Origin of the sequence: Methylobacterium sp. NMS14P (assembly GCF_028583545.1) — a bacterium.
GTDB lineage: Bacteria > Pseudomonadota > Alphaproteobacteria > Rhizobiales > Beijerinckiaceae > Methylobacterium.
Genome location: NZ_CP087106.1, coordinates 6,179,854 through 6,203,218 on the forward strand (window position 1 = coordinate 6,179,854; position 23,365 = coordinate 6,203,218).

At 71.4% G+C, this 23,365-nt stretch carries 24 protein-coding genes and 3 tRNA genes; 14 read left to right on the plus strand and 13 right to left on the minus strand.

Features of this window, described 5'->3' with window-relative positions; genetic code table 11:
* Positions 1-5 precede the first annotated feature (5 nt).
* Both LOK46_RS29390 and mdeB read right to left on the minus strand, forming a co-directional pair.
* Positions 6-1,382: a 2-oxo acid dehydrogenase subunit E2 gene (locus tag LOK46_RS29390; protein ID WP_273561813.1), complete on the minus strand. Its 1,377-nt coding sequence runs from the start codon at positions 1,380-1,382 to the stop codon at positions 6-8.
* Between the two features lie 75 nt (positions 1,383-1,457).
* On the minus strand, positions 1,458-4,133 hold the full coding sequence (gene mdeB / locus LOK46_RS29395; protein ID WP_273561814.1) for an alpha-ketoglutarate dehydrogenase: 2,676 nt from the start codon (positions 4,131-4,133) through the stop codon (positions 1,458-1,460).
* A 197-nt stretch (positions 4,134-4,330) separates the two neighbouring features.
* Here mdeB and LOK46_RS29400 point away from each other — a divergent pair, with 197 nt between their 5' ends.
* Positions 4,331-4,819 carry an Lrp/AsnC family transcriptional regulator gene (locus LOK46_RS29400; protein WP_273561815.1) on the plus strand — a complete coding sequence of 163 codons (489 nt, stop codon included), beginning with the start codon at positions 4,331-4,333 and terminating at the stop codon, positions 4,817-4,819.
* A 231-nt stretch (positions 4,820-5,050) separates the two neighbouring features.
* Here LOK46_RS29400 and LOK46_RS29405 read toward each other — a convergent pair.
* The 3 genes from LOK46_RS29405 to LOK46_RS29415 form a co-directional block, all read right to left on the minus strand.
* A tRNA-Ala gene (locus LOK46_RS29405) sits at positions 5,051-5,126 on the minus strand.
* 55 nt (positions 5,127-5,181) lie between these two features.
* Positions 5,182-5,257: transfer RNA gene (locus tag LOK46_RS29410), tRNA-Ala, on the minus strand.
* A gap of 165 nt (positions 5,258-5,422) precedes the next feature.
* Positions 5,423-5,809 carry a TIGR02300 family protein gene (locus tag LOK46_RS29415; RefSeq protein WP_273561816.1) on the minus strand — a complete coding sequence of 129 codons (387 nt, stop codon included), beginning with the start codon at positions 5,807-5,809 and terminating at the stop codon, positions 5,423-5,425.
* Positions 5,810-6,077: 268 nt separating this feature from the next.
* Here LOK46_RS29415 and aroA point away from each other — a divergent pair, with 268 nt between their 5' ends.
* From aroA to LOK46_RS29430, 3 genes are all read left to right on the plus strand, one after another.
* Positions 6,078-7,427, plus strand: a complete 1,350-nt coding sequence (aroA, locus tag LOK46_RS29420) for a 3-phosphoshikimate 1-carboxyvinyltransferase (RefSeq protein WP_273561817.1) — start codon at positions 6,078-6,080, stop codon at positions 7,425-7,427.
* 5 nt (positions 7,428-7,432) lie between these two features.
* Positions 7,433-8,071, plus strand: coding sequence for a (d)CMP kinase (cmk, locus tag LOK46_RS29425; RefSeq protein WP_273564715.1), 639 nt, complete (start codon positions 7,433-7,435; stop codon positions 8,069-8,071).
* A gap of 92 nt (positions 8,072-8,163) precedes the next feature.
* Positions 8,164-8,239, plus strand: a tRNA-Lys gene (locus LOK46_RS29430).
* A gap of 259 nt (positions 8,240-8,498) precedes the next feature.
* Here LOK46_RS29430 and LOK46_RS29435 read toward each other — a convergent pair.
* Positions 8,499-8,798 (minus strand): hypothetical protein, encoded by a 300-nt coding sequence (locus tag LOK46_RS29435; protein WP_273561818.1) that lies wholly within the window; start codon positions 8,796-8,798, stop codon positions 8,499-8,501.
* A 592-nt stretch (positions 8,799-9,390) separates the two neighbouring features.
* Between LOK46_RS29435 and LOK46_RS29440 the strand changes: the two genes are divergently transcribed.
* Positions 9,391-9,678 carry a hypothetical protein gene (locus LOK46_RS29440; RefSeq protein WP_273561819.1) on the plus strand — a complete coding sequence of 96 codons (288 nt, stop codon included), beginning with the start codon at positions 9,391-9,393 and terminating at the stop codon, positions 9,676-9,678.
* 78 nt (positions 9,679-9,756) lie between these two features.
* Here LOK46_RS29440 and LOK46_RS29445 read toward each other — a convergent pair whose 3' ends face one another.
* Positions 9,757-10,716 (minus strand): alginate O-acetyltransferase AlgX-related protein, encoded by a 960-nt coding sequence (locus LOK46_RS29445; RefSeq protein WP_273561820.1) that lies wholly within the window; start codon positions 10,714-10,716, stop codon positions 9,757-9,759.
* A gap of 272 nt (positions 10,717-10,988) precedes the next feature.
* Here LOK46_RS29445 and LOK46_RS29450 point away from each other — a divergent pair, with 272 nt between their 5' ends.
* Positions 10,989-11,168 carry a hypothetical protein gene (locus LOK46_RS29450; protein ID WP_273561821.1) on the plus strand — a complete coding sequence of 60 codons (180 nt, stop codon included), beginning with the start codon at positions 10,989-10,991 and terminating at the stop codon, positions 11,166-11,168.
* Positions 11,169-11,186: 18 nt separating this feature from the next.
* Here the strand turns inward: LOK46_RS29450 and LOK46_RS29455 are convergent, their stop codons facing one another.
* The gene (locus LOK46_RS29455; protein WP_273561822.1) at positions 11,187-11,477 is read right to left on the minus strand and encodes a PilZ domain-containing protein; all 291 of its coding nucleotides are present in this window, start codon (positions 11,475-11,477) and stop codon (positions 11,187-11,189) included.
* A gap of 407 nt (positions 11,478-11,884) precedes the next feature.
* Between LOK46_RS29455 and LOK46_RS29460 the strand changes: the two genes are divergently transcribed.
* Positions 11,885-12,934 carry a hypothetical protein gene (locus tag LOK46_RS29460; protein WP_273561823.1) on the plus strand — a complete coding sequence of 350 codons (1,050 nt, stop codon included), beginning with the start codon at positions 11,885-11,887 and terminating at the stop codon, positions 12,932-12,934.
* A 16-nt stretch (positions 12,935-12,950) separates the two neighbouring features.
* Here LOK46_RS29460 and LOK46_RS29465 read toward each other — a convergent pair whose 3' ends face one another.
* Together LOK46_RS29465 and LOK46_RS29470 are read right to left on the minus strand one after the other, a co-directional pair.
* The gene (locus LOK46_RS29465) at positions 12,951-13,292 is read right to left on the minus strand and encodes a hypothetical protein (RefSeq protein WP_273561824.1); all 342 of its coding nucleotides are present in this window, start codon (positions 13,290-13,292) and stop codon (positions 12,951-12,953) included.
* Between the two features lie 83 nt (positions 13,293-13,375).
* On the minus strand, positions 13,376-14,239 hold the full coding sequence (locus tag LOK46_RS29470; protein ID WP_273561825.1) for a formyltransferase family protein: 864 nt from the start codon (positions 14,237-14,239) through the stop codon (positions 13,376-13,378).
* Between the two features lie 218 nt (positions 14,240-14,457).
* Here LOK46_RS29470 and LOK46_RS29475 point away from each other — a divergent pair, with 218 nt between their 5' ends.
* Positions 14,458-16,062 (plus strand): cryptochrome/photolyase family protein, encoded by a 1,605-nt coding sequence (locus LOK46_RS29475; protein ID WP_273561826.1) that lies wholly within the window; start codon positions 14,458-14,460, stop codon positions 16,060-16,062.
* Here LOK46_RS29475 and bcsS read toward each other — a convergent pair.
* Positions 16,029-16,754, minus strand: coding sequence for a cellulose biosynthesis protein BcsS (gene bcsS, locus LOK46_RS29480; protein WP_273561827.1), 726 nt, complete (start codon positions 16,752-16,754; stop codon positions 16,029-16,031). The two genes, LOK46_RS29475 and bcsS, sit on opposite strands and share 34 nt — an antisense overlap.
* A 329-nt stretch (positions 16,755-17,083) precedes the next feature.
* Between bcsS and LOK46_RS29485 the strand changes: the two genes are divergently transcribed.
* Positions 17,084-17,650 (plus strand): exopolysaccharide biosynthesis protein, encoded by a 567-nt coding sequence (locus LOK46_RS29485; RefSeq protein WP_273564716.1) that lies wholly within the window; start codon positions 17,084-17,086, stop codon positions 17,648-17,650.
* Positions 17,651-17,657: 7 nt separating this feature from the next.
* On the opposite strand, the gene ldtR is transcribed toward LOK46_RS29485, so the two are convergent.
* Both ldtR and LOK46_RS29495 read right to left on the minus strand, forming a co-directional pair.
* A complete protein-coding gene (gene ldtR, locus LOK46_RS29490) occupies positions 17,658-18,170 on the minus strand; it encodes a transcriptional regulator LdtR (RefSeq protein WP_024827984.1) in 513 nt (170 codons plus the stop codon).
* Between the two features lie 160 nt (positions 18,171-18,330).
* A complete protein-coding gene (locus tag LOK46_RS29495) occupies positions 18,331-18,789 on the minus strand; it encodes a DUF6163 family protein (protein ID WP_441008648.1) in 459 nt (152 codons plus the stop codon).
* Between the two features lie 223 nt (positions 18,790-19,012).
* Between LOK46_RS29495 and hemB the strand changes: the two genes are divergently transcribed.
* From hemB to purB, 5 genes are all read left to right on the plus strand, one after another.
* Complete coding sequence (hemB, locus tag LOK46_RS29500) at positions 19,013-20,071, plus strand: porphobilinogen synthase (protein ID WP_273561828.1); 1,059 nt, start codon at positions 19,013-19,015, stop codon at positions 20,069-20,071.
* Positions 20,068-20,436 (plus strand): hypothetical protein, encoded by a 369-nt coding sequence (locus LOK46_RS29505; RefSeq protein ID WP_273561829.1) that lies wholly within the window; start codon positions 20,068-20,070, stop codon positions 20,434-20,436. The genes hemB and LOK46_RS29505 overlap by 4 nt, the downstream gene beginning before the upstream one ends.
* A gap of 103 nt (positions 20,437-20,539) precedes the next feature.
* Entirely contained in the window at positions 20,540-21,028 is a 489-nt protein-coding gene (locus LOK46_RS29510) for an RDD family protein (protein ID WP_273561830.1), read from the plus strand.
* 124 nt (positions 21,029-21,152) lie between these two features.
* Positions 21,153-21,899, plus strand: coding sequence for an arginyltransferase (locus tag LOK46_RS29515; RefSeq protein WP_273561831.1), 747 nt, complete (start codon positions 21,153-21,155; stop codon positions 21,897-21,899).
* Between the two features lie 119 nt (positions 21,900-22,018).
* Positions 22,019-23,326, plus strand: coding sequence for an adenylosuccinate lyase (purB, locus tag LOK46_RS29520; RefSeq protein ID WP_273561832.1), 1,308 nt, complete (start codon positions 22,019-22,021; stop codon positions 23,324-23,326).
* Positions 23,327-23,365: the final 39 nt, after the last annotated feature.

The window sequence follows — 23,365 nt, forward strand, 5'->3', positions numbered from 1 at the left end:
GGCGGTCACAGGAGGGCGCGGCGCAGGTCCGACAGGACCGACGCCACGTGGCCGAGGAAGCGGGCGGCGGCGACGCCGTCCACGACGCGGTGGTCCCAGGAGAGGCTGAGCGGCAGGATCAGGCGCGGCTGGAAGGCCTCGCCGTCCCAGACCGCCTCGGTGCGGGAGCGCGCCGCGCCCAGGATGGCGACCTCGGGGGCGTTGATGATCGGGGTGAAGCCGTCGCCACCGATGCCGCCGAGCGACGAGACCGAGAAGCAGCCGCCCTGCATGTCGGAACCCGGGAGGGTTCCGGCCCGGGCCTTCTCGGCCATCGCGGCCATCTCGGTGGCGATCTCGATCAGGCCCTTGCGGTCGCAGTCGCGCACCACCGGCACCATCAGGCCCTTCGGCGTGTCCACCGCGAAGCCGACATGGACGTAGTCCTTGAGGACGAGGTCGCCGCCCTCCAGCGAGGAGTTGAACCGCGGGTAGGCGCGGAGCGCCGAGGCCGCCGCCTTGATCAGGAAGGCCACCATGGTGACCCGGGCGGGCGGGGTGCGCGTCTCCTTGTTGAGTCCGACCCGGAACGACTCGATCTCGGTGACGTCGGCCCGGTCGAAGTTGGTGACGTGCGGGATCGTCAGCCAGTTGCGGCTCAGATTGGCGCCCGACAGCGTCTGGATCCGCGACAGCGGCTCGCGCCGGACCGGCCCGTACTTGGCGAAGTCGACCTCAGGCCAGGGCGGCAGGCCGGCGCCGATGCCGGACGCGGCGGCGGGCGCCTGGGCCGGCGCGCCGAGGGCCGCCTTGACGAAGGCGTGCACGTCCTCGCGCAGGATCCGCCCCTTCGGCCCGGTCGCGGCAACGCGGTCGAGTCCCACGCCGAGCTCGCGGGCGAGCTGGCGGACGGACGGGCTGGCATGCACGTCGCCGCTTGTCGCCTGGATCGGATCGGCCTGAACCGGCTCCGGCGAGGCGCGACCGGCGCCCTCTCCCGTGCGGGAGTGGGTTGGGGTGAGGGGGGCGCCGTCTCCGGAAAACTCCGATCCCTCACCCTGTCCCTCTCCCGCTCGGGAGAGGGGATCGGCGCTCTGCCCGGAAGCCGACACCGTTGCGGCCGGGGCAGACGGCTCTGCCGCGGTCTCGGCCCCGCCGCCCTCCGCGGGCTCCACCGTCAGGATCGGCGTGCCCTCGGAGACCTTCGACCCCACCGACACCAGCAACTCGCGCACGACGCCGGCGACCGGGGACGGGACCTCCATGGTCGCCTTGTCGGACTCGATGCTGAGGATCAGGTCGTCCACCGCGAGGCGGTCGCCGGGCTTCACCAGAAGCTCGATGACCGGCACGTCCCGGTAGTCGCCGATATCCGGAAGGGCGATCTGCAGCGCGGCGCTCATGCGGGCGGATATCCGTAGGTCGGGCGTTCGGAGAGGGGGTGGGACGGGCGGCGCCCCTTGAGGGGGCGCGCGGCCTCAGATCGTCCAGGGCGCCGGCGCGTCCGCCGCGATGCCGTAGCGGCGGATGGCGTCTGCCACGGTGGCGCGCGGCACGCTGCCGGCCTCGGCGAGGGCGTGCAGGGCGGCGATGACGACGTGCTGCCGGTCGACCTCGAAGAACCGACGGAGCGCGTTGCGGGTGTCGCTGCGGCCGAACCCGTCGGTGCCGAGGGCGACGAAGCGCGCGCCGACATAGGAGGCGATCAGCTGCGGGTAGGCCCGGACGTAGTCGCTCGCCGCGACGATCGGCGCCGTGCCCGGCAGCAGCGCCGCCACGTGGCTGACCGGCGCCTCGGCCTCCGGGTTGAGCATCGCCTGCCGCTCGACCTCGCGGGCGTCGCGGGCCAGCTCGCTGAAGCTCGTCACGCTGAACACCTCGGCCGCGACGCCGAAATCCTGCGCGAGCAGCGCCGCCGCGGCGATCACCTCTGGCAGGATCGCCCCGGAGCCGAGGAGCCGCACGGCGGCGCTCCCCGCCTCAGGCCCCGACAGCCGGTACATGCCCTTCAGGATCCCGGCCTCCGCCCCGTGCGGCATGGAGGGCTGGGCGTAGTTCTCGTTCATCGCCGTGAGGTAGTAGAAGGCGTCCTCGCCCTCCTCCATCATCGCCCGGGCGCCCCGGTCGACGATCACCGCCATCTCGTACGCGAAGGCCGGGTCGTAGGCCCGGCAGTTCGGGATCGCGGCCGCCTGCATGTGGCTCGACCCGTCCTGGTGCTGCAGGCCCTCGCCGCCGAGCGTCGTGCGGCCGGCCGTGGCGCCGATCAGGAAGCCGCGGGCCCGCTGGTCGGCCGCCGCCCAGATCAGGTCGCCGACCCGCTGGAAGCCGAACATCGAGTAGTAGATGTAGAACGGCAGCATCGAGAGGCCGTGGACGCTGTAGGACGTGGCCGCCGCCGTCCAGGACGAAATCGCCCCGGCCTCGGTGATGCCTTCCTCCAGAAGCTGTCCGTCCCGGGCCTCGCGGTAGTAGAGCATCGAGCCGGCATCCTCGGGCTCGTAGAGCTGCCCCTGCGGCGCGTAGATCCCGACCTGCCGGAACAGGTTGGCCATGCCGAAGGTCCGCGCCTCGTCGGCGACGATCGGCACGATGCGCGGCCCGAGATCCTTGTGCTTCAGGAGATTGCCGAACAGGCGCACCACCGCGGTGGTGGTCGACATCTCCTTGCCGCCGGCCTCGAGGGCGAAGCCCGCGTAGGTCGAGAGCGCCGGAACCGCGACGGTCGGCGCCGTGCGGCGGCGGGCCGGCAGGACGCCGCCGAGCATCTCGCGGCGCTCGCGCAGGTAGCGCATCTCGGCGCCGTCCTCGGCCGGCTTGTAGAAGGCCAGGCCCTCCACCTGGGCGTCCGACAGCGGCAGGGCGAACCGGTCGCGGAAGGCGCGCAGCGCGTCGACGTCGAGCTTCTTGGCCTGGTGGGCGGTCATGCGCGACTCACCCGCGCCGCCCATGCCGTAGCCCTTCTTGGTCTTGGCCAGGATCACCGTGGGCCGGCCCTTGGTGGCCTTGGCGGCCGCGAAGGCCGCGTAGAGCTTGCGGAAGTCGTGGCCGCCGCGCTTCAGCCGGTCGACGTCGGCGTCCGACATGTGGGCGACGAGCTCGCGCACCTCCGGATCCTCGCCGAAGAAGTGGGCGAGGTTGTAGGCGCCGTCCTTGGCGCCCAGCGTCTGGTACTTGCCGTCGACCGTCTCGGCGAAGCGGCGCAGCAGGGCGTGGTTGGTGTCGCGGGCGAAGATCCCGTCCCACTCCGAGCCCCAGAGCACCTTGATGACGTTCCAGCCGGCGCCGCGGAACAGGCTCTCCAGCTCCTGGATGATCTGGCCGTTGCCGCGCACCGGCCCGTCGAGCCGCTGCAGGTTGCAGTTGATCACGAAGGTCAGGTTGTCGAGGTTCTCGCGCGCCGCCAGGGCGAGGCCGCCGATCGATTCGGGCTCGTCCATCTCGCCGTCGCCGAACACGCCCCAGACGTGGCGGCCGCCGGTGTCGGCGAGGCCCCGGTCGCCGAGGTAGCGCATGAACCGCGCCTGGTAGACCGCGTGGATCGGGCCGATGCCCATGGAGCCGGTCGGGACCTGCCAGAAATCCGGCATCAGCCAGGGATGCGGGTAGGAGCACAGCCCGTCGCCGGCGATCTCCTGGCGGTAGTGCTTCAGCTGCTCCTCGGAGAGGCGGCCCTCGAGGAAGGCCCGCGCGTAGACGCCCGGCGCCGAGTGCGGCTGGAAATAGACGAGGTCGCCGTCCGCGCCGCCCTTGAAGAAGTGGTTGAACCCGACCTCGAACAGCTCCGCCGCCGAGGCGTAGCTCGCCACGTGGCCGCCGAGCTCGCCGTAGGCCATGTTGGCGCGCACCACCATGGCGAGCGCGTTCCAGCGCATGATCGAGGTCAGGCGCTCCTCGATGTCGAGGTCGCCGGGGTAGCGCGGCTGCTTCTCCAGCGCGATCGTGTTCCGGTAAGGCGAGTAGGGCAGGGCCTCGTCGAGGATGCCAATCTCCTTCGAGCGCCGCTCCAGGCGGTCGAGGATGAAGCGGGCCCGGGCCGCGCCCTCGGTGCGGAAGACCGATTCCAGCGCGGCGAGCCAGTCCTGGGTCTCGGCCGGGTCGTGATCGACCTCGGCGGACCGCGCGATCGTGGCTTTCGGCGGTATGGCGTTCATCGGCGCGGCCTCCCTGGCTGGCGCGATCATACGGGGATCGCTGCGGCGGGACATGCCGAATATTTGCTGCAATGCCCCAGCAGGCGGATTGATATTCCGCGACGCCGACGATAGGCGGCAAATCATGCCGGGTCGTGGCGGTGGCTGTCGGATCTCGCGAGGCTGCGCGAAGCGGCTCGAGACCGGAGACAGAACCCATGCCCGCACGTCCGGCCACCCTCGACGCCGCGAGCCTGCGCATCCTCGAATGCCTGCAGCAGGACAGCGAGATCAGCATCGCGGACCTCGCCGAGCGGGTGGGCCTGTCGACGTCGCCGTGCTGGCGGCGCGTCAACGACCTGAAGGAGGCGGGGGTGATCCGCGGCTGCGTGGCGGTGGTCGACCCGCTGAGTCTCGGGCTCGCGGTCAACGTGTTCGTCCACGTGTCGCTGGAGAAGCAGACCCAGGCCGCGCTCCGGGCGTTCGACGAGGCGGTGCGCGGCCGCCCGGAGGTGATGGAGTGCTACCTGATGAGCGGCGAGGCCGACTACATGCTCCGGGTCGTGGTCGAGGATCTGGGCCAGTACCAGAAGCTCGTCCTCGATCACCTCACACGCATCCCCGGCGTGGCCAACATCCGCTCGAGCTTCGCCCTGGGGCAGGTGAAGTACACCACCGCCCTGCCGCTGGGGCATCTGACCCGCTGAGCCGGATCGGTACAGCGTGTCCGGATGCGGGCCCGATCGGCCAAGACGGTTTCCGCTTGAAGCCCTCGGGCGGTGTCCTCACCGTCATCACGAGCACAGCGAGGTGACCCGGGACCGCGCGATCTCGGTCGTCGCGCCGACTGGATGGCTTCGCTCCGCTCGCAAGGACGGTGCTGTGGGGACTTGCCTCAAAGTGCGGAAGGCCGGGATGGCCGCGTCGCGCGAGAGGAATGGTGGAGCCTAACGGGATCGAACCGATGACCTCTTCCATGCCATGGAAGCGCTCTCCCAGCTGAGCTAAGGCCCCATATTTTTAACAGCGGTTCGCGTCCCGGGGCGGGCCGCGTCGCGCGAGGGTGGGATGGTGGAGCCTAACGGGATCGAACCGATGACCTCTTCCATGCCATGGAAGCGCTCTCCCAGCTGAGCTAAGGCCCCACTTTTTCACCCACCGCGGTTTGGGTACCGCGGGGTCTCGCCGCTCCGGGTCGCGGCCGGCGAGGCCGGTTCTATAGGCGGCTCGGATCGCGGACTCAACCCCCTTTTTACGCTCCCGCCGGGGGTTTTTTGCAGGGGGTTCCGGTCGGGGAGGCGGAGGCCGCCTCAGCCCTCCTCGTCGTTCTCGATATCGCCGTCGATCAGGTCGGAGACGTCGTCGTCGCCGGAATCCTCTTCCTCCAGGAAGGTGTCGTCGTCGGAGGAATCCCCGTCCTCGACCGTCTCGTCCTCGGGCGTCGGATCCGCGTCGTCCTCGGCGGCTTCGACCTCGTCGAGGGAGACCATTTCCGGCCCCTTCTCGTCCGTCTCGTCCTCATCGTCGGTGTTGGCCGGGGCCCGCGACAGCGTTGGGGGCGCCGCACGGCTGGAGGTGGCCACCGCCTGATAGGTCGCGCCGCATTTCGGGCAGACGGCGGGATCGCGGGCGAGGTCGTAGAACTTCGCGCCGCAGCTCATGCACTGGCGCTTCAAGCCAAGTTCCGGTCGGGCCACGGGCGGACACCTCGTCGTCAGTACTGTCTCGGGGGAGGCGCCCCGTTAGTCGCGGTGATGGCCCCTGTCAATCGAGCCCGCGCAGGGCGTTCCGGGCGGCGCGCACCGGTGGCCGGCGTCCGGGGATCGGCGCGGGCAACGGATGGATGACGGCGGGCGGTGCTCGTGTTAACCGCGCGGCGATCTCACCATCCGATTGCAGCGCCGCGGCACGGCCGCGCGACGCGCCGGATCCAGGCCCACGTCTCAGAGCCCGAACGGACGTCCCGTGTCGCACGATTCGAGTCCCCAGCCCCTCACCGCCGCGCCGGGCGCCCCGCTGCGCGGCCGCCTGCGCCCGCCCGGCGACAAGTCGATCTCGCACCGGTCCATGATCCTCGGCCTGCTCAGCCAGGGCGAGACGCGGGTCGAAGGGCTGCTGGAGGGCGACGACGTCCTGCGCACCGCCGCCGCCGCGAAGGCGCTCGGGGCGGGCGTCGAGCGCCTCGGGCCCGGAAGCTGGCGGGTCCGGGGCGTCGGCATCGGCGGCCTCGGCGATCCGGCCGACGTGCTCGATTTCGGCAATGCCGGCACCGGCTCCCGGCTGATGATGGGTGTGGTCGGCGGACAGCCGGTGACCGCGACCTTCGACGGCGACGCCTCGCTGCGCTCGCGGCCGATGCGCCGCATTCTCGACCCGCTCATCCGGATGGGCACGCAGGTCCTCGCCGAGGCCGAGGGCGGCCGGGTGCCCCTGACACTGCGGGGTCCCAGGGAGGCGATCCCGATCACCTACGAGACCCCGGCGGCCTCGGCGCAGATCAAGTCGGCGGTGCTGCTGGCCGGCCTCAACGCCCCCGGCGTCACCACTGTGATCGAGGCGGCCGCGACCCGCGACCACACCGAGCGGATGCTGCGCCTGTTCGGCGCCGCGGTCAGCGTCGAGCCGCACGGTCCGGGCGGCCACGGCCGCAAGGTCGCGCTGACGGGCCAGCCGACGCTGCGCGGCACCGACGTGGTGGTGCCGGCCGACCCGTCCTCGGCGGCGTTCCCTCTGGTGGCGGCGCTGATCGTGCCCGGCTCCGACGTGGTGATCGAGGGCGTGATGATGAACCCGCTGCGCATCGGGCTGATCACGACGCTCTTGGAGATGGGCGCGCAGATCGAGCGCGTGGCCGAGCGGGAGGAGGGCGGCGAGACCGTGGCCGACCTGCGCGTGCGCGCGAGCCGCCTGACCGGCGTCGACGTCCCGGCCGAGCGGGCGCCCGCGATGATCGACGAGTACCCGGTGCTGGCGGTGGCGGCGAGCTTCGCCGAGGGTCGGACCCGGATGAACGGTCTGCACGAGCTGCGGGTGAAGGAATCGGACCGCCTCGCCGCCGTGGCGGCCGGGCTCGCGGCCAACGGCGTTCGCCACACGGTCGAGGGCGACGACCTCGTTGTCGAGGGTGACGGCGCGGCGGCGCCCGGCGGCGGGACGGTCGCGACCCATCTCGACCACCGCATCGCCATGGCGTTCCTGGTGATGGGGCTCGCGGCGCGGGATCCGGTGACGGTGGATGACGGCGCGATGATCGCCACGAGCTTCCCGAGCTTCCTTCCGACCATGCACGCCCTCGGCGGCCGGATCGAGGCGTGACCGCCATGCCGCTCGTCATCGCGATCGACGGACCGGCCGCGTCCGGCAAGGGCACCCTCGCCAAGCGTCTGGCCGACCATTACGGCCTGCCGCATCTCGATACCGGGCTCCTCTACCGGGCCGTGGCTCTGGCGCTGATCGATGCCGGCCTGTCGCTGGACGATGGCGCGGCCGCGGCGCGGGCGGCCCAGGCCCTCGACGCCGACCGGCTCGACGATCCGCGCCTGCGCGAGCGAGCCATGGGCGAGGCAGCCTCCCGCGTGTCGTCGGTGCCCGAGGTCCGCGCCGGCCTGCTCGCGTGGCAGCGCCGCTTCGCCGCCGACCCGCAGGGGGCGGTGCTCGACGGGCGCGACATCGGCACGGTGGTCTGCCCCGAGGCCTCGGTGAAGCTGTTCATCACCGCCTCGTCCGAGGAGCGCGCCCGCCGTCGCCACCGGGAGCTGGCCGGCCGCGGCGACGCGGCGACCTTCGCGGCGATCCTGGCCGACATCGAGGCCCGCGACGCCCGGGACGCCTCGCGCAGCGCCGCGCCCCTGCGCATGGCCGACGACGCGGTCCGCCTCGACACCACCGAACTCGACGCGGACGCGGCCTTCGACGAGGCCCGGGGCATCGTGGAGCGGACCCGCGGCGACGCGGCCTGAGGGTTGTCCACCTCCCTCGTGTTGACCCCCCGGGCCCGCTCACCTATTGCGGACGCGCCGTCCCCGACGGGCCGCCGCGCGGCCCGGGACGCGAGCGCGTAGCTCAGCTGGTAGAGCAACGGACTTTTAATCTGTAGGTCCTGGGTTCGAGTCCCAGCGCGCTCACCATCCTCCCGGAAGAATCAGACTTTTCGAGCAGCCTGACAATTCGGTGCTTTCCCGCGGGGAGCCCGGGTCGCACAGGGGTGGCACTCTGCGGTCCGAGCCGGCCCGAGCCCGTGACAGCCCCGGACCGCCATCGGTGGCGGCCCCCTGACCGAGCCCGAGCATCCCGCTCGCGGGCCGCGTCGCGTATCGGCGCGGTTCCCGCGCTGGTGAGATCAGGCGCTCCCCCGTCCCGTGAGCCGATCGGGGCGGGCTGAGCGGATCACCTGCCGAGCGACGGACCACCTGACGTGCCGCCGGTTCCAGGAGGGCCGCCGGTCGGCGTGCCGCCGATGTTCACGCCCGGCGTCGTGCCGGGCACGGGTGTGTTGCTGGGGTTGGCCTCATTGCCGCGAGTGATCGGGCTCGGGCCAAGATCTCGGGCGCCAGGGGTTGCCCCACCCGTGCTGGACGGCGGTGTCACGCCGGTGTTGCCGGCACCTCCCGTGACCACCTGGGCTGCGGCGGGGCCGGCCAGGACGAGACTGAGGGTGCCGGCGAGCGCCATCGTGGTGCGGGTCATGCGGTTGTCCGTGCTGCTGCAGCACTGGAACGGTCGAGGTGCGGCGAAGTTCGACTGCGCAGCCGCGAAGGCGTGACGGTGAGGCGGAGCACGGCATCACCACGGTGCCGCCAACGTCTGCGGGCGTTCGGCGCATGCCGTGGTCGAAGTCGGCCCCGGCCCTGTGCAGGACAGCATCGTGCAGGCCGCCCTGGTGCACGCAGCGCGGCTTTTTGCCGAGGCCGGCGTGCAGGCCTGCCGTGTAGCGGTTGAAGCCTATGCCATCGCTGTGACGAGCGTCAGGACGGTAGATAAGTCAGCCAGGGTCCCGTCGAGAGCGACGGCGGCGCGGATGAAGGCGTGCATCGGCGCAGCTCCCAGCGCGTCCGCTTCGGTGCGGTAGTCCAGAGATGCCTGGTGCGCAGGGGTGCTGCAGTGTCGCGGCGCGCGCATGGGTAATCTACACGCCCTGGGTTCGCGTCTCCGCGCGCTCACCCCATCCGCGAGCGTCCCTCCCGATACCCGGCGCGGTTGCCGTTCCGCCCACACGAATATCGGAACCCCTGGTTGCGCTTTGGGTTGGGCTCCCAACGCAACTGCGAAGGAGTCACCGATGCGCAAGCTCGCTCTCATCTCCGCCGTCACCCTGTCCCTCGGCGCGCTCGGCGCCACCGGCGCCCAGGCGCAGGGCTATGGCTACGGTTACGGCGGCCACCACGGCTACGGCTACGGCCGCGGCTACGATCGCGGCTACGGCCCGCGGCGCGATTTCGGCTCCCGGCGTCACCGCGGTTTGTCGACCGGGGCCGCGGTCGGCCTCGGCATCGCGGGCGCGGCCGCCGGTGCCGCCGCGGCGGGCGCCTTCGATCGGGGCCCGGGCTATTACGGCCGCGGCTACTGAGCCGTCGCACGTCCTGACGGACCAGAGCCCCGCCGCATCGCGGCGGGGCTCTCGCTATTCGAGGCGCCCGCCAGGGGCTCAGCGCAGCCAGCGACGGATCCGCTCGCGGAGCGTCGGGCTGACGGCCCGGCGCGCCCGCGCCGCCGCGAAGCGATCGATGCGGATCCGGTCGTTCGGAACCTGTCGCAGGAACCGCTCGGCGATCTCGAAGATCACGATGTCGGGCCGGACGTCCTCGACGTAGGCCCAGTCGATATTCGCCGACCAGATCGCGTGAACCTCCCCGAAGGTCTCGGCCAGCATCGCGGTGAGGCGGGCACCCGGGCTGTAGATGTAGGAATCGCCGAACAGCACCACCCGCCGCGGGTCCGGCGCTTCCTTGTTCCCCAGGACGACGCGGGATCCGACGAACAGTCCGCGCGCACGCACGGCCCGTCCCGATTCCCGCACCGCCACCAGCGCGTTCGCGTCGGTCCGCACCGCGCGCCGCGGGAAGTCGTAGGCGACGTAGGCCTCGTCGACCGGGGGGACGAGCTTCTCGCCGAGATCGAAGGTGAAGCGCTCGGTCACGCTGGTTCCGGCGAAGACGTGCGCGGCGGCCGGCGCGTCCAGGGCCTCGCAGAGCGCGCGGTACGCCGTCAGGTAGCCCCGGTAGGTCCAGTGCGTGTCCGTCCGCAGGTAGACGGGCTCCTCGACCCGCGCCGCCAGGAGCGGCGTCTGCAGGTCGACCATCGGGGCCCCGCTGTTCCCGGCGACCAGCCGGGCGAGCCGGATCCCCGGCGGATCGTCGAGTCCCGGGAAGGGGCGACCGAGCAGGTCCGGATAGATCGCCAGCTTGTCGGGGACGACGGTGTGCACGTGCCGGATCCCGAGGCCGTCGAGGCGGCGCGCCCGCCGTCCGATGAGCCGCGTCCAGCGCTTCAGGATCCGCCGCGAGGTCGCGGTCTCGCCGTAGAAGGCTTCGACCTCGCGGGCGCGTCCGACCCAGTACAGCCAGCCATCGTGTCCCACGGCCACGCCGTTGCCGCTCGTCTTCACAGGTTCCGGCCTCCCGCCGCCCGCGACCCCGTCGAGGACGCTGGGCTCCCGCCTCGACGGATCTGCGCGGGATTGCAACCCCTGCGCCGCGGGGAGGCGCGGCCCCGTGCCGGCAGGTCGAGGCGTGCAATGCGTGAGCGCCTTCGCGGGCGCTCCGCGGCGCGCGGCCCTTTTTCGCGCGGGCACCGGCCGCGCGGTGAACTTTATGGCCGCGCCGCGGGTACTTCCGTCAGGCGCACCCTCCGCGCGGCGTTGCGAAAAAGGGCCGGTTCATGTCCGCGCTTGTCATGTCCATCGGCTGCGGCCTCGTTCTCGCGGGGTTCGCGGCCGAGAAGTTCGCCGAGCATCGCTGGCTCGCGGCGAGCCGTCCGGCGCCGCTCGACACCCTCGCGGTCCTGGCCCTCGCGCTGCCGGCCGTCGGGCTCACGTTGATGGCGACGCTCGCGGTCTGAGCTCGGCGGCCCCCCGTCTCACACCGCGTCGCCGCAGAACAGGACGCCGACCGTCCGCTCCTTGCGCCAGACGAGCTGGACCGCGTAGCGCATCTCGGCGCTCGCCAACACGAGGTCGAACACGTCCTCCAGCAGCACCGCCTGCGAACCGAGGAATTCCAGCATCGCGCCGCGATCGGAGATGTTCTTGACCTGGCAGGGATAGCGAGCGCCGTCCCGATGTTGGGCGAAGGCCAGCAGGGCGGTGGATTTCCGCTCGGTCGCCCGGCGTTCCACGAAGGCGGCAGGGGGGCTGGCGTTGCGGGACACGGCCGAATTTCCTGCCCAGGTCGGCCGGTATGGCGCGATATCAGTAAAAAATGCGCCGGATTTGCTAACATGTTATTGATGATCGGCTCCGGCGCCAGAGAACAGCAAGTCGCGTCCGGTCTATCGATCCACTCTCCGGTATTCACCGCCGGTCTTCCCGCGGCGGTCCCTCGCCGGCCTTGATGAAGCGGCCGATCAGGAGACCGAGCGGGATCGACACCAGGAACCATGTGCGCAGGAATTTCAGGGCGGTCATCGGATCCCTCCAGGGGGTGACGGGCGTCATATCCGCGGCGATCCGGGGCCGGCGTCGCCGATGCGATCCTGAAACCTATCTGGTCGATCGGGCGGCCTCTGCCAGTGCGTTCCCGGGAGAGGCCGTGCCGAGAGGACGTCCGGAGACGATCATGCGCAACCGCCCCGGCACGGCCCTGTTGGCGTTCCTCGCGATCGGCCTGCCGACGCTCGCCGGCGCCGAGGCGCCCGCACAGCCGCCCCGTGACGCGCCCGCGCCCGCGCCGGATCCGGCTTCCGCACCGCAGCCGTGGCCGCCGAACTTCTCGCGCAGCGTGCAGGGGACGGGGGTGCCCGGTCTGGACGGCGGCCACGTCTTCCTCTGGAACCGCCCGCAGGGCTTCGATCCGGTCTCGACCCTGCGGGTCGACCGGCACGTGCCGGAAGGGTCGGGGGAGGCCACCCACACCTACAAGGCGCTCTGGGCGCTCGGGTCCACCGGCCCGCACAATGCCGGCTACGAGTGGACGATCACGGGCGAGCTGCACAACCGCGCCCTCGCCAGCACGGGTGCGCAGAACGTCGCCGTCAACGGCACGATCTTCAAGGAACCCAACGGGTTGGGACCGGTCGGGCCCTCCTGGGCCGGGAACTTCAACTGTGTCGACATGACCGACGAGGCCGATCCTGTGGCCTCCTGCATCGGCGCCGAGATCGACGTCTCGGCGCAGTCCCCGACCACTGACCGCAACCGCCAGCGGGTCGGTCTGCAGATCTCCACCGGCGGCGTGCCCGGCGCCCATACCGGCTACGGGATCCTCATGGGCAACCTCACCGGCTCCATCACCGACCGGGCGATCTCGTTCCAGGGGGAGGGCACCTACGGCATCGGGATCGACGCCGCCGCCGCGCGCTTCACCGGCGTCCCGATGCTGCTCGCGGCCGGGCAGGCGATCGGGCTAGACGGCGACCGCGAGGGCGGCTTCTCGCGCAGCCTCGGCTTCGACGGGCGCGATCTGGTCTACGGTACGGCGGCCGGGCCGGTCGTGCGCGTGAGCGACAGCGGGCAGATCCAGGCCGCCTCCCTCCGCGAGAGCCTGCCGCGGCCGCCCGCGAGCAGCCGCGCGCCCTGCACACCCGGAGACCACGCTTGGGACGAGGCGTACGAGTACCGCTGCGTCGCGCCCGACCGCTGGAAGCGCGCGGCGCTCAGCGATTGGTGAGCGCCGCCGTCCGTCGTCAGCGGTCGAGGATGCGCACCACCGCGCGGGTGTCGGGATCGACGACCACGATCTTGTCGCCCGGCGCCACGAAGTAGCCGAATCGGCGCAGGCGCGGGTTCGGGGCCTCCGTGAAGGGCGCGAGCCGCACGTCGGGCGGCACGATGCTGCCAGGCCGCAGAGGGATCGATCCGACGATCGGTCCGGGGCCTACCGGCCTGCGCACGATGTAGTCGCGCACCACGACGTCGTCGTCGGGGCCGAATTCGTCGGGTGTCACGATCACCGCCTGCGCGAAGGCGGAGCCGGTGAACAGTGCGGCGAACCCGAGGGCTGCGGCGAGGCTGGCGCGGGTCGACATGGCGGACTCCCGTGGTGCCCGGGCATGAATTCCCGGGCCGCCGGAAACATCAGGGTCCGCGCTTCGGTTCCCGTCCGGGGCGCTCAGCGGCCGACCTGGCCGGCCTCCGCGAGGGGGACCGGCGACCAGCGGGTCAGCTGGACGTAACCGTCGACTGCCGCCACCACGACGTGGCGGCGGTGGCGGTGCACCACCGCCCCGGGCGTGTGCGCGTGGCGCTCCTGCCACCCTTGCGCCTCCGCCACGAAGACCCGGGCATCCCCGAGCCGCGCGATCGTCTCGACCGTGCCGAAGGCCCGCACCCGGCGCAGGACCGTCTCGACGTCCTGCCGGAAGTCGAGCGTTCGGTCTGCATCGGTGGCGCGCGGCCAGTAGGAGCCGTCGCCCTGCGGCTCGGAGCGCCGCCAGCGGTTGGGCAGGTCGCGGCCGAGGGGGCCCGCGGCGAGGCGGCGCGCCGCCATCTGGCACTTGGCGAGCAGCGTCTCGTGGCTCTCGCGGGGGCTGAGGGCGAAGATCTCCTGTGCCAGGATATCGCCGGTGTCGAACCCGTCGGCGAGCACGTGGGCGGTCATGCCCCAGGTCTCGTAGCGGTCGAGGACGGCCCGGAACAGCGGGTAGGGGCCCCGGCCCGTCGGGAGCGGGGAGGGGTGGAAGTTGAGGCCGTAGGCGGCGCGGCCCTTCCAGCCCTTGATGAGCCAGGGATAGCCCGCGACCACGAGCGCCCAGTCCCGGCCGTGCTCGGCCTGCAGCGCCTCGATGTCCCGCTCGCGGATCCGGGAGAGCTGGATCGGCAGCCGCAGGGATCGGGCGCGGGCGACGATGACCTCGTTATGGTCGTAGACCCCGTCGCAGGGGCGCGTGAACAGCTTCACCGGCGTCCAGCCGGCGTCCAGCAGTCCCTCGAAGACCCCGCCGAGGAAGTCGATGCCGGCGAACGCGAACTTCATGCTTGCCGCCTGCGACCTTGTGCACGTGGAGGGCGCGGATCCGCCGCCTGCCCGGCGGCGTCCCCGGCCTTACCTTGAATGGGCCGATGTCGGTGGCAAGGGGGAACAGCGTGGTTCGGGTGAGCATCGACGGCGGGACCGGGGGCATCGTCCGCGCCGCGACCCGCGCCCGCGCCGCGGATGGCATCCGCTCCGCCCGGCCCGGCGCGGTCTGAGGCATGGCCGGGAGACGCCGCGGCGCCGCCGCAACGTCCGGAACGCTGCGCTTCGTCCTCGGCGATCAGCTGACCCGCCGGGTGTCGAGCCTCGTCGACCTCGATGCCGAGCGCGACGTCGTGCTGATCGTCGAGGTCCGGGACGAGGCGACCTACGTCCGTCACCACAAGCAGAAGATCGCCTTCCTGTTCGCCGCCATGCGCCACTTCGCGGCCGAGCTGGAGGCGGAAGGCCTCGCGGTCGACTACGTGCGCCTGGCCGACGCCGGCAACACGGGCAGCTTCACCGGCGAGCTGGAGCGCGCCGTCGCGCGCCACCGGCCGGAGCGGGTCGTGGTGACCGAGCCGGGCGAGTGGCGCGTCTGGGAGATGATGCAGGACTGGCGCGAGACCCTGGAGGTCCCGGTCGAGATCCGCGCCGACAACCGCTTCCTGTGCCCGCGGGCGGATTTCGCCCGCTGGGCGGAGGGCCGGCATCATCTGCGTATGGAGACCTTCTACCGGGGCATGCGGCGCCGGACCGGCCTCCTGATGGACGACGGCGAGCCCGCGGGCGGCCGCTGGAACTACGATCCCGAGAACCGCAAGCGCCTGCCCAGGGGCCATCGCCCCCCGGACCGGATCGGCTTCCAGCCCGATTCCGTGACGCGCGAGGCCATCGCCCTCGTGGAGGCGGAGTTCGGCGACCATTTCGGCGATCTCACGGGCTTCTCCTGGCCGGTGACCCGGGCCGACGCCCTCGCGGCGCTCCGGCACTTCCTGGCCGACGCCCTGCCGACCTTCGGCGACTATCAGGACGCGATGAAGACCGGCGCGCCGTTCCTGTACCACGCGCTCCTGTCGCCCGCCCTCAACGCCGGGCTGCTCACCGCCGAGGAGGTGTGCTGGGCCGCCGAGCGCGCCTACCGCGACGGCGCGGCGCCGCTCCACTGCGTCGAGGGCTTCATCCGGCAGATCCTCGGCTGGCGGGAATACGTGCGCGGCCTCTACTGGGCGCGGATGCCCGCCTACCGGGACAGCAACGCCCTCGGCGCGGGCCGCGACCTGCCGTGGTTCTACTGGTCGGGTGAGACGGCGCTGAACTGCGTCGCGCAGGTCGTCGCGGAGACGCGCGCCCACGCCTACGCCCACCACATCCAGCGCCTGATGGTCACCGGCAACTTCGCCCTCATCGCCGGCCTCGACCCGGCGCAGGTTGAGGAATGGTACCTGATCGTGTTCGCAGACGCCTACGAATGGGTCGAACTGCCCAACGTCCACGGCATGGTGCTGTGGGCCGACGGCGGCGTCATGGGCTCGAAGCCCTACGCGGCCTCGGGTGCCTACATCGACCGGATGTCCGACTACTGCGCGTCCTGCGCGTACGACGTGAAGGTCAAGGCCGGGCCGGACGCCTGCCCGTTCAACTATCTCTACTGGAACTTCCTCATCGAGAACGAGGACCGGCTGGCGGGCAATCAGCGCCTGGCCATGCCGTACCGGACGCTCCGCGGCCTCGGCGACGGGCGCCGCGCCGAGATCCGCCGCGACGCCGCCGCGTTCCTCGACGCCCTCGAGGCCCGACCGGCGGCCGATCAGAGGGGCGACCAGACCGACAGGGTCACGTAGGGGCAGGCCCGACCCCGGCCGCTCTCGGACTGGAGGCCCGCCGACGCCCGGAAGCTGTACCGGCCGAGGGCGAAGTCGGTGCCGTGGAGGCCGAAACTCCACTTCGCGTAGCCGGTCCCGTCCGTGTAGAGCGCGGCCTCGGGGCCGAGATAGGTCTCCCAGAACCGGTAGCCCCAGGCGAGGCGCGCCCACAGGCTGTCGCGGGTCGAACCCGCGACGGCACTGGCCTGCAGCAGCGTCGCCTCGGTCGGGCGCGCCCAGACCTCGCCGTGCAGTCGCACCCCGAACCGGGTCGGGAGGGCGTCGCGCTGCGGTCCCGCGATCAGCACCTCCCGCGCGATCTCGGGCCCGGCATAGGCCGCGACCACGCCCCAGTCGAAGAACCACTGGTAGCCGGCGAGAGCGGCGGCGGCGACGGTGTAGCGCACGCGGGGGCCGTCCGCCCCGCGCTCCGCGCGCCCTCCGCCACCGGCGCTCGCCACCGCGGCGAAGCCCTCCTGCGCGAGGGACGTGAGGCCGGCCTTCGCCCCGACGGTCAGGAAGGTGTCGCCGCCGGCGTCGAGGCTGCCGAACAGCAGCGTGTCGATCTCGCTGGCGCGGGCCGGGCTCGCGATACCCGCCAGTCCCGAGAGCACCGTCGCGATCGCGGACGCGCGACCACTGATCTTCTGGGCGAGGCGCCGCGTCGGCACAGTCGATCCTCCCGCGTCGAAGGATCACGGTAAGGTAAAATTAACCGCGTTGCACCGGCGCGTGGCCCGAGATCCCCGGATTTTTCCGAACCCGGGCCCGATCGACCTTCTGGACGGCACGCAATGCTGTCGAAGGTCGCGCCACGGGCCGCGCGATGCTTGCGGGAATTTTGCGGGCCCTTGGCCGCGCATCCGCCCGCCGGGCGCCATCGCGCTGTCGCGAATCTGCCGTGCTTGGCGTGCCAGATGTTCTCGGCTAGAGCCCCCGCGGGAAAGCGAAGGTTGGCAGATCCTTGACCTCCGGTGCACGAACGTCGGACGTCCTCACCGTGCTGGCGAGCCAGGAGGGCGAGCGCCTCACCGTGGGCGACATCGTCGCGGTCCTGCGGGACCGTGCCTTCGCGCTGCTCGTGGTCCTGCTCGGGCTACCGAACTGCCTGCCCATGCCACCGCCGATCCCGCTGATCTGCGGCCTGCTCCTGCTCCTCGTGGCGATCCAGATCGCCGCCGGGATGTCGGCGCCGTGGCTGCCGCGGATGCTCCTCGGCCGCTCGATCGCCCTGACGGATGTCCGGCGCGCCGTCACCCGCGCGGTGCCGATCCTGCGCCGTCTGGAGCGCTGGTCGCGCCCCCGCGTCAGCGTGTTCGAGACCGCGCTCGGCATGCGCGGCATGGGGATCGTCCTGCTCGCCCTGGCGCTGGCACTGATCGTGGCCGCGCCCATCGTCGGGCAGATCCCGCTCGGTCTCGCGGTCTGCCTGGTCGGGCTCGGTCTCGTCGAGCGCGACGGTCTCGTCGTCTTGGGCGGCCTCGTGATCGGGATGTTCGGCGTCGTCATCAACGCCGGCTTCGCCTACGCGGTCATCGCCGGGATCGTCGGCCTGTTGAACCTCTGAGGGCGCCTCAGAGGCGGTAGCGGATCTGGTCGGTCCAGAAGCGCTCCAGGCGGGTGAGGGCCTGGTTCAGGCGGTTGAAGTCCTCCTCCGAGATCCCGCCGATCGGCGTGATCGTCCGGGCATGCTTGTCGTAGAGCCCCTGGATGATCTCGTGGACCTGGCGGCCCTTGTCGGTCAGGCTGATCCGGACGGAGCGCCGGTCGGTCTTCGAGCGGGCGTGGTGGAGGTAGCCGGCCTCGACCAGCTTCTTCACGTTGTACGAGACGTTGGAGCCCAGGTAGTAGCCCTTGGTCCGCAGCTCGCTCGCGGTCAGCTCCTTGTCGCCGATGTTGTAGAGGAGCAGCGCCTGGACGCTGTTGACGTCCTCGCGGCCGCGGCGCTCGAACTCGTCCTTGATCACGTCGAGGAGCCGGCGGTGCAGCCGCTCCACGAGGTGGAGCGCCTCGAGGTACGAGCCCTTCGCGGAGGCGGCCTCCTCGGGAGCCTCGATCTGCGCGACACGGGCGTTCTGGGTCTTCATCTCTGCCTCGCCATCCGATGATCCGGCACCCGTTCGATGCGGCGCCGTTGATGATGGCTAAGCTAGAGCCCGGGAATGAAAGGCGATTTAAGCGACAGGATGAATTCGCGATTTACTCTTCGCGGTAAAGACAAACTGAATGAAGATAAGAACGGTTCGTTCACCGTGCTTCCTGCGCGGCCAGCCAGGACAGCAGGAAGTACAGCGTCACAACACAGCCCCCGAATACGAGAAGCGGCACCGATAACGGCAAGAGTTGCGGTGTCAGGACCGCGAGCGTCATCGCCGACGTGACGGCGAGCAACCAGATCACGCCGCCCCAGGCGCTCGTGAGCCACAATCCGATCGCCGCCGCCGCGTCGATCACCGCGAAGTACACGATCGCGGACTGGCGGCCGAAGGGCTCGGCCTCGAAGGGGCGGACGCCCGGTAGCACGTCGAGGATCGTCGCCCAGGCGAAGACGCTCTTCAGCAGCCAGACGAGCGCCGTGAGCCGCATGAACCAGATCAGCACCGTGTCCCACGTGCCGGGCGTCGGTCCCTGGACGCGCTCGATGCGGTCGCTGGGGATGCCGCCCGGCCTCGGCGTCTTGCGCCGGATCGGAAGGTAGCCGGGCACTATCGGGGGCTCGCGGGGGTGAGGGGCCGGTTCTTGCGGCGGTTCATGCGGGAAGGGCCGGGATCCTGATCGATCGGACGGGGTCGCCGGGTTGAAGCGGTTCCGCCGTCCTGCGTCAACGGTCGGGTTTCGTCGCGCCAGTTCGGTGTGGTAGTCGAACGCCTCCGGCGCACGGGCGCCGCGCGATCCGCGGCGTGGTCCGCGCGAACGGTAGCGAAGCCGCATGTCAGACACCCTGCCAGAGCCGCGCCCTCTCGCCGTGGAGGCCGCCCGCGAGGGCGCCCGCGTGGAGGGTCTGAAGATCACCCAGCGCCCGCGCCGGAACCGGAAGGCCGACTGGTCGCGCCGCCTCGTCCGCGAGCACACCCTGACGGTCGACGACCTGATCTGGCCGATGTTCGTGATCGACGGCGAGGGCCGCCGCGAGCCGGTCGCCTCGATGCCGGGCGTCGAGCGCCTCTCGGTGGACGAGATCGTCCGCGACGCGGAGCGCGCCGCGAAGCTCGGCATCCCGGCGGTGTCGTTCTTCCCCTACACGGAAGTGTCGCTGCGCGACCCGACCGGCTCCGAGGCGCTGAACGCCAACAACCTGGTTTGCCGGGCGGTCCGCGCCGTGAAGCGGGCCGTGCCCGAGATCGGGATCATGACCGACGTGGCCCTCGATCCCTACACGAGCCACGGTCACGACGGCCTGATGAAGGGCGGCGCGATCCTCAACGACGAGACCGTGGCGGTCCTCGTCGAGCAGAGCCTGATCCAGGCCGAGGCCGGAACCGACATCATCGCCCCGTCCGACATGATGGACGGGCGCGTCGGCGCGATCCGCGCCGGCCTCGACAAGGCCGGCTTCCTCGACGTGCAGATCATGGCTTACGCGGCGAAGTACGCCAGCGCCTTCTACGGCCCGTTCCGCGACGCGATCGGCACCAAGGCAGCCCTCGTGGGCGACAAGCGCACCTATCAGATGGATCCCGGCAACTCCGCCGAGGCCCTGCGCGAGGTCCGCCTCGACCTCGACGAGGGCGCGGACTCGGTGATGGTGAAGCCGGGCCTGCCCTACCTCGACATTATCCGCCGGGTGCGGGACGAGTTCCAGGTCCCGACCTTCGCATACCAGGTGTCGGGCGAGTACGCGATGATCGAGGCGGCCGCCCGCAACGGCTGGCTCGACGGCGACCGCGCGATGGTCGAGGCGCTCCTCGCCTTCAAGCGGGCCGGGGCGGACGGCGTCCTCACCTACCACGCGCCGCGGGTCGCGGAGCGCCTGCGCAACCAACCGTGAAACGCAGCCACCGCTGGCTCCTCGGGGCCGCGGTCGTGGTCGGCTTCTTCGGCGGACTCGTGGCCTGCCAGGACACCCTGCTGCGGGATCGCGTCGCCACATGCCGCCGGGCGCTCCCGGCGGTCGCGCCGCAGGACGGCATCCGGCTCCTGCGCGCGGCGCCGGGGCCGTCGGCGAACTCGGTGCGGGTCGACTACGCCGACGGGAACCGGCAGCACTGGCTGACCTGCCGCTTCGATGCCGGCACCACCCTGGTCGCCCTCGCCACCGAGGCCAGCACCCTGTCGGGCCCGTCGCTCTACATGCTCAAGCGCTTCTACCTCGACACGCCCGACGCCGCGGCCGACGACCCGGCCGGGCGCTGAGCGCGCGCGCCTTCCGACCCGCATCCCCCCGAAGATCCCCTTGCGGCCTTCGGGATGCGCACCCACCTTCACGTCCGCAGCCTCGCTTGCAGGACGCGACACCATGCAGAACCCTCAACCCGGATACGCGCAGCGCTTCGAAGCGCCCGGCTACGCAACCGCGCTGCCGATCCCGTTCGTGCGGGCGAGCCTCGGCGGCCGGACGGTCGCCTATCTCCTCGACATCCTGTTCATCTTCGGCTTCACGGCCCTGCTGACCCTGGTGATCACCGTCGTCGGCGTGGTCACGTTCGGCCTCGGCTGGACCCTGTTCGCGGTCCTGCCGGCGAGCGGGATCATCTACAGCGCGATCACGGTGGGCGGGCCGAAGCAGAGCACCATCGGCCAGCGGATGATGGGCCTGCGGACCGTCGCGCCCGAGAGCGGCGCCCGGGTCGACGTCATCACGGCCGCCGTCCACGCGCTGCTGTTCTACGTGGCGATCTCGACCTTCCTGCTCTGGTGCGTCGACATCGCGTTCGGGCTCATGCGCTCCGACCGCCGCCTCGGGCACGACCTGCTCCTGGGCCTCGCCGTCGTCCACGCGCGCTGAGCCGCGATTCCGCTGATGAAAATCTCACGGTGCGACCGGCCGGGCCATTGAGCCCCGGCCGGTCGCCTGTACACTGGCACGCCGGCGCCGAGAGGATGTACCCGGCGCAGGGTCTGTGAGAAGCGTGACCAGCCATCCGCGCGACACACCGCAATTCTACCTCACCGCCCCCTCGCCGTGCCCGTATCTGCCGGGGCAGGAGGAGCGGAAGGTCTTCACCCACTTGGTCGGACGGCGCGCCCGCGACCTGAACGAGATCCTGACGCAGGGCGGCTTCCGCCGCTCGCAGACCATCGCGTACCGGCCGGCCTGCGAGACGTGCCGGGCCTGCGTCTCGGTCCGCGTCGTGGTCGACGAGTTCGAGCCGAGCGCCAGCCAGCGGCGCATCCTGGCGCGCGGCGCCGACTGGGTCGGCACGCCGGAGCCGAACCGGCCGGCCTCCGAGCAGTACGCCCTGTTCCGCCGCTACCTCGACGCCCGGCACGGCGACGGCGGCATGGTCGACATGACCGTGCTCGACTACGCCATGATGGTCGAGGACAGCCACGTCGACACGCACCTCGTGTCGTATCGCCGGCACGGGCCGGACACGGCGATCACCGGCCGCGGCTCCGGGCCGCCGCTCGCCTTCTGCCTGACGGACGTCCTCTCCGACGGCCTGTCGATGGTCTACTCGTTCTACGATCCCGCGGAGGCCGCGCGCTCGCCCGGGACCTTCATGATCCTCGACCATATCCGCCGGGCCCGCCGGCTCGGCCTGCCGTATCTCTATCTCGGCTACTGGGTCGAGGGCTCGCGCAAGATGGACTACAAGTCCCGCTTCCGCCCGCAGGAACGGCTGATGGGCCAGGGCTGGGTGCGGATCGACTGAGCCCGCCGCGGCGCTTGTTTCACACTGGTTGCCGTCCCGGCATGCCCGATGCGCATTGAGCGGCCGGCCCGGCGCATGCTACCGGCCACGCACGCAATCCGGACCGTGCCGAGGCCCCCATGATCCCCCGCTACAGCCGCCCCGCGATGACGGCGATCTGGTCGCCCGAGAGCCGCTTCCGGATCTGGTTCGAGATCGAGGCCCACGCCACCACGGCGCTCGCCGAGATCGGCGTCGTCCCCAAGGAGGCCGCCGAGACGATCTGGACCAAGGGCAAGGACGCGGTCTTCGACGTCGCCCGCATCGACGCGATCGAGGCGGTGACGAAGCACGACGTCATCGCCTTCCTGACCCACCTCGCCGAGATCGTCGGGCCCGAGGCCCGCTTCGTCCACCAGGGCATGACGTCCTCGGACGTGCTCGACACCTGCCTCAACGTGCAGCTGGTGCGCGCCGCCGACATCCTGATCGCCGACGTCGACTCGCTGCTCGCCGCCCTGAAGACGCGGGCCGTCGAGCACAAGATGACGCCGACCATCGGCCGATCGCACGGCATCCACGCCGAACCGGTGACCTTCGGTCTGAAGCTCGCCCAGGCCTACGCCGAGTTCGAGCGCAACCGCCGCCGCCTCGTGGCGGCCCGCGAGGAGGTCGCCACCTGCGCGATCTCGGGCGCTGTCGGCACCTTCGCCAACATCGACCCGCGGGTCGAGCAGTACGTCGCCGAGAAGATGGGCCTGACCGCCGAGCCGGTCTCGACCCAGGTGATCCCGCGCGACCGGCACGCGATGTTCTTCGCGACCCTCGGCGTCGTCGCCTCGTCGCTGGAGCGGCTGGCGATCGAGATCCGGCACCTCCAGCGCACCGAGGTCCTCGAGGCGGAGGAGTTCTTCTCCGAGGGTCAGAAGGGCTCCTCGGCGATGCCGCACAAGCGCAACCCGGTCCTCACCGAGAACATCACGGGCCTCGCCCGGATGGTGCGCGGCTACGTCACCCCGGCGCTGGAGAATGTCGCGCTCTGGCACGAGCGCGACATCTCCCACTCGTCGGTGGAGCGGATGATCGGCCCCGACGCGACCGTCACCCTCGACTTCGCCCTCGCCCGGATGACTGGGGTGATGGAGAAGCTGCTGGTCTACCCGGCCAACATGCAGAAGAATCTCGACCGGCTCGGCGGCCTGATCCACTCGCAGCGCGTCCTGCTGGCGCTGACCCAGGCCGGGGTCTCCCGCGAGGATTCCTACCGGCTGGTCCAGCGCAACGCGATGCCGGTCTGGCGCGGCGAGGGCGATTTCCTGGCGCTGCTCAAGGCGGACCCGGAGGTCGCCGCGGCGCTCCCGGCCGAGCAGATCGAGGCGTGCTTCGATCTCGGCTACCACTTCAAGCACGTGGACACGATCTTCGCGCGGGTCTTCGGCGACCGCTGAGATCCCGCACGATTCCTGCTTCGACCCGCGCGCGCGGGC

Excerpts from the sequence above, each read along its gene's own strand:
- LOK46_RS29470 (WP_273561825.1), bottom strand. The coding sequence starts at position 14,239 with ATGAAGTTCGCGTTCGCCGGCATCGACTTCCTCGGCGGGGTCTTCGAG.
- LOK46_RS29400 (WP_273561815.1), top strand. The coding sequence starts at position 4,331 with ATGCCCGCACGTCCGGCCACCCTCGACGCCGCGAGCCTGCGCATCCTC.
- LOK46_RS29465 (WP_273561824.1), bottom strand. The coding sequence starts at position 13,292 with ATGTCGACCCGCGCCAGCCTCGCCGCAGCCCTCGGGTTCGCCGCACTG.
- LOK46_RS29450 (WP_273561821.1), top strand. The coding sequence starts at position 10,989 with ATGTCCGCGCTTGTCATGTCCATCGGCTGCGGCCTCGTTCTCGCGGGG.
- mdeB (WP_273561814.1), bottom strand. The coding sequence starts at position 4,133 with ATGAACGCCATACCGCCGAAAGCCACGATCGCGCGGTCCGCCGAGGTC.
- ldtR (WP_024827984.1), bottom strand. The coding sequence starts at position 18,170 with ATGAAGACCCAGAACGCCCGTGTCGCGCAGATCGAGGCTCCCGAGGAG.
- LOK46_RS29510 (WP_273561830.1), top strand. The coding sequence starts at position 20,540 with ATGCAGAACCCTCAACCCGGATACGCGCAGCGCTTCGAAGCGCCCGGC.
- purB (WP_273561832.1), top strand. The coding sequence starts at position 22,019 with ATGATCCCCCGCTACAGCCGCCCCGCGATGACGGCGATCTGGTCGCCC.
- LOK46_RS29460 (WP_273561823.1), top strand. The coding sequence starts at position 11,885 with ATGCGCAACCGCCCCGGCACGGCCCTGTTGGCGTTCCTCGCGATCGGC.
- LOK46_RS29475 (WP_273561826.1), top strand. The coding sequence starts at position 14,458 with ATGGCCGGGAGACGCCGCGGCGCCGCCGCAACGTCCGGAACGCTGCGC.
- LOK46_RS29390 (WP_273561813.1), bottom strand. The coding sequence starts at position 1,382 with ATGAGCGCCGCGCTGCAGATCGCCCTTCCGGATATCGGCGACTACCGG.
- LOK46_RS29435 (WP_273561818.1), bottom strand. The coding sequence starts at position 8,798 with ATGACCCGCACCACGATGGCGCTCGCCGGCACCCTCAGTCTCGTCCTG.
- LOK46_RS29440 (WP_273561819.1), top strand. The coding sequence starts at position 9,391 with ATGCGCAAGCTCGCTCTCATCTCCGCCGTCACCCTGTCCCTCGGCGCG.
- cmk (WP_273564715.1), top strand. The coding sequence starts at position 7,433 with ATGCCGCTCGTCATCGCGATCGACGGACCGGCCGCGTCCGGCAAGGGC.
- hemB (WP_273561828.1), top strand. The coding sequence starts at position 19,013 with ATGTCAGACACCCTGCCAGAGCCGCGCCCTCTCGCCGTGGAGGCCGCC.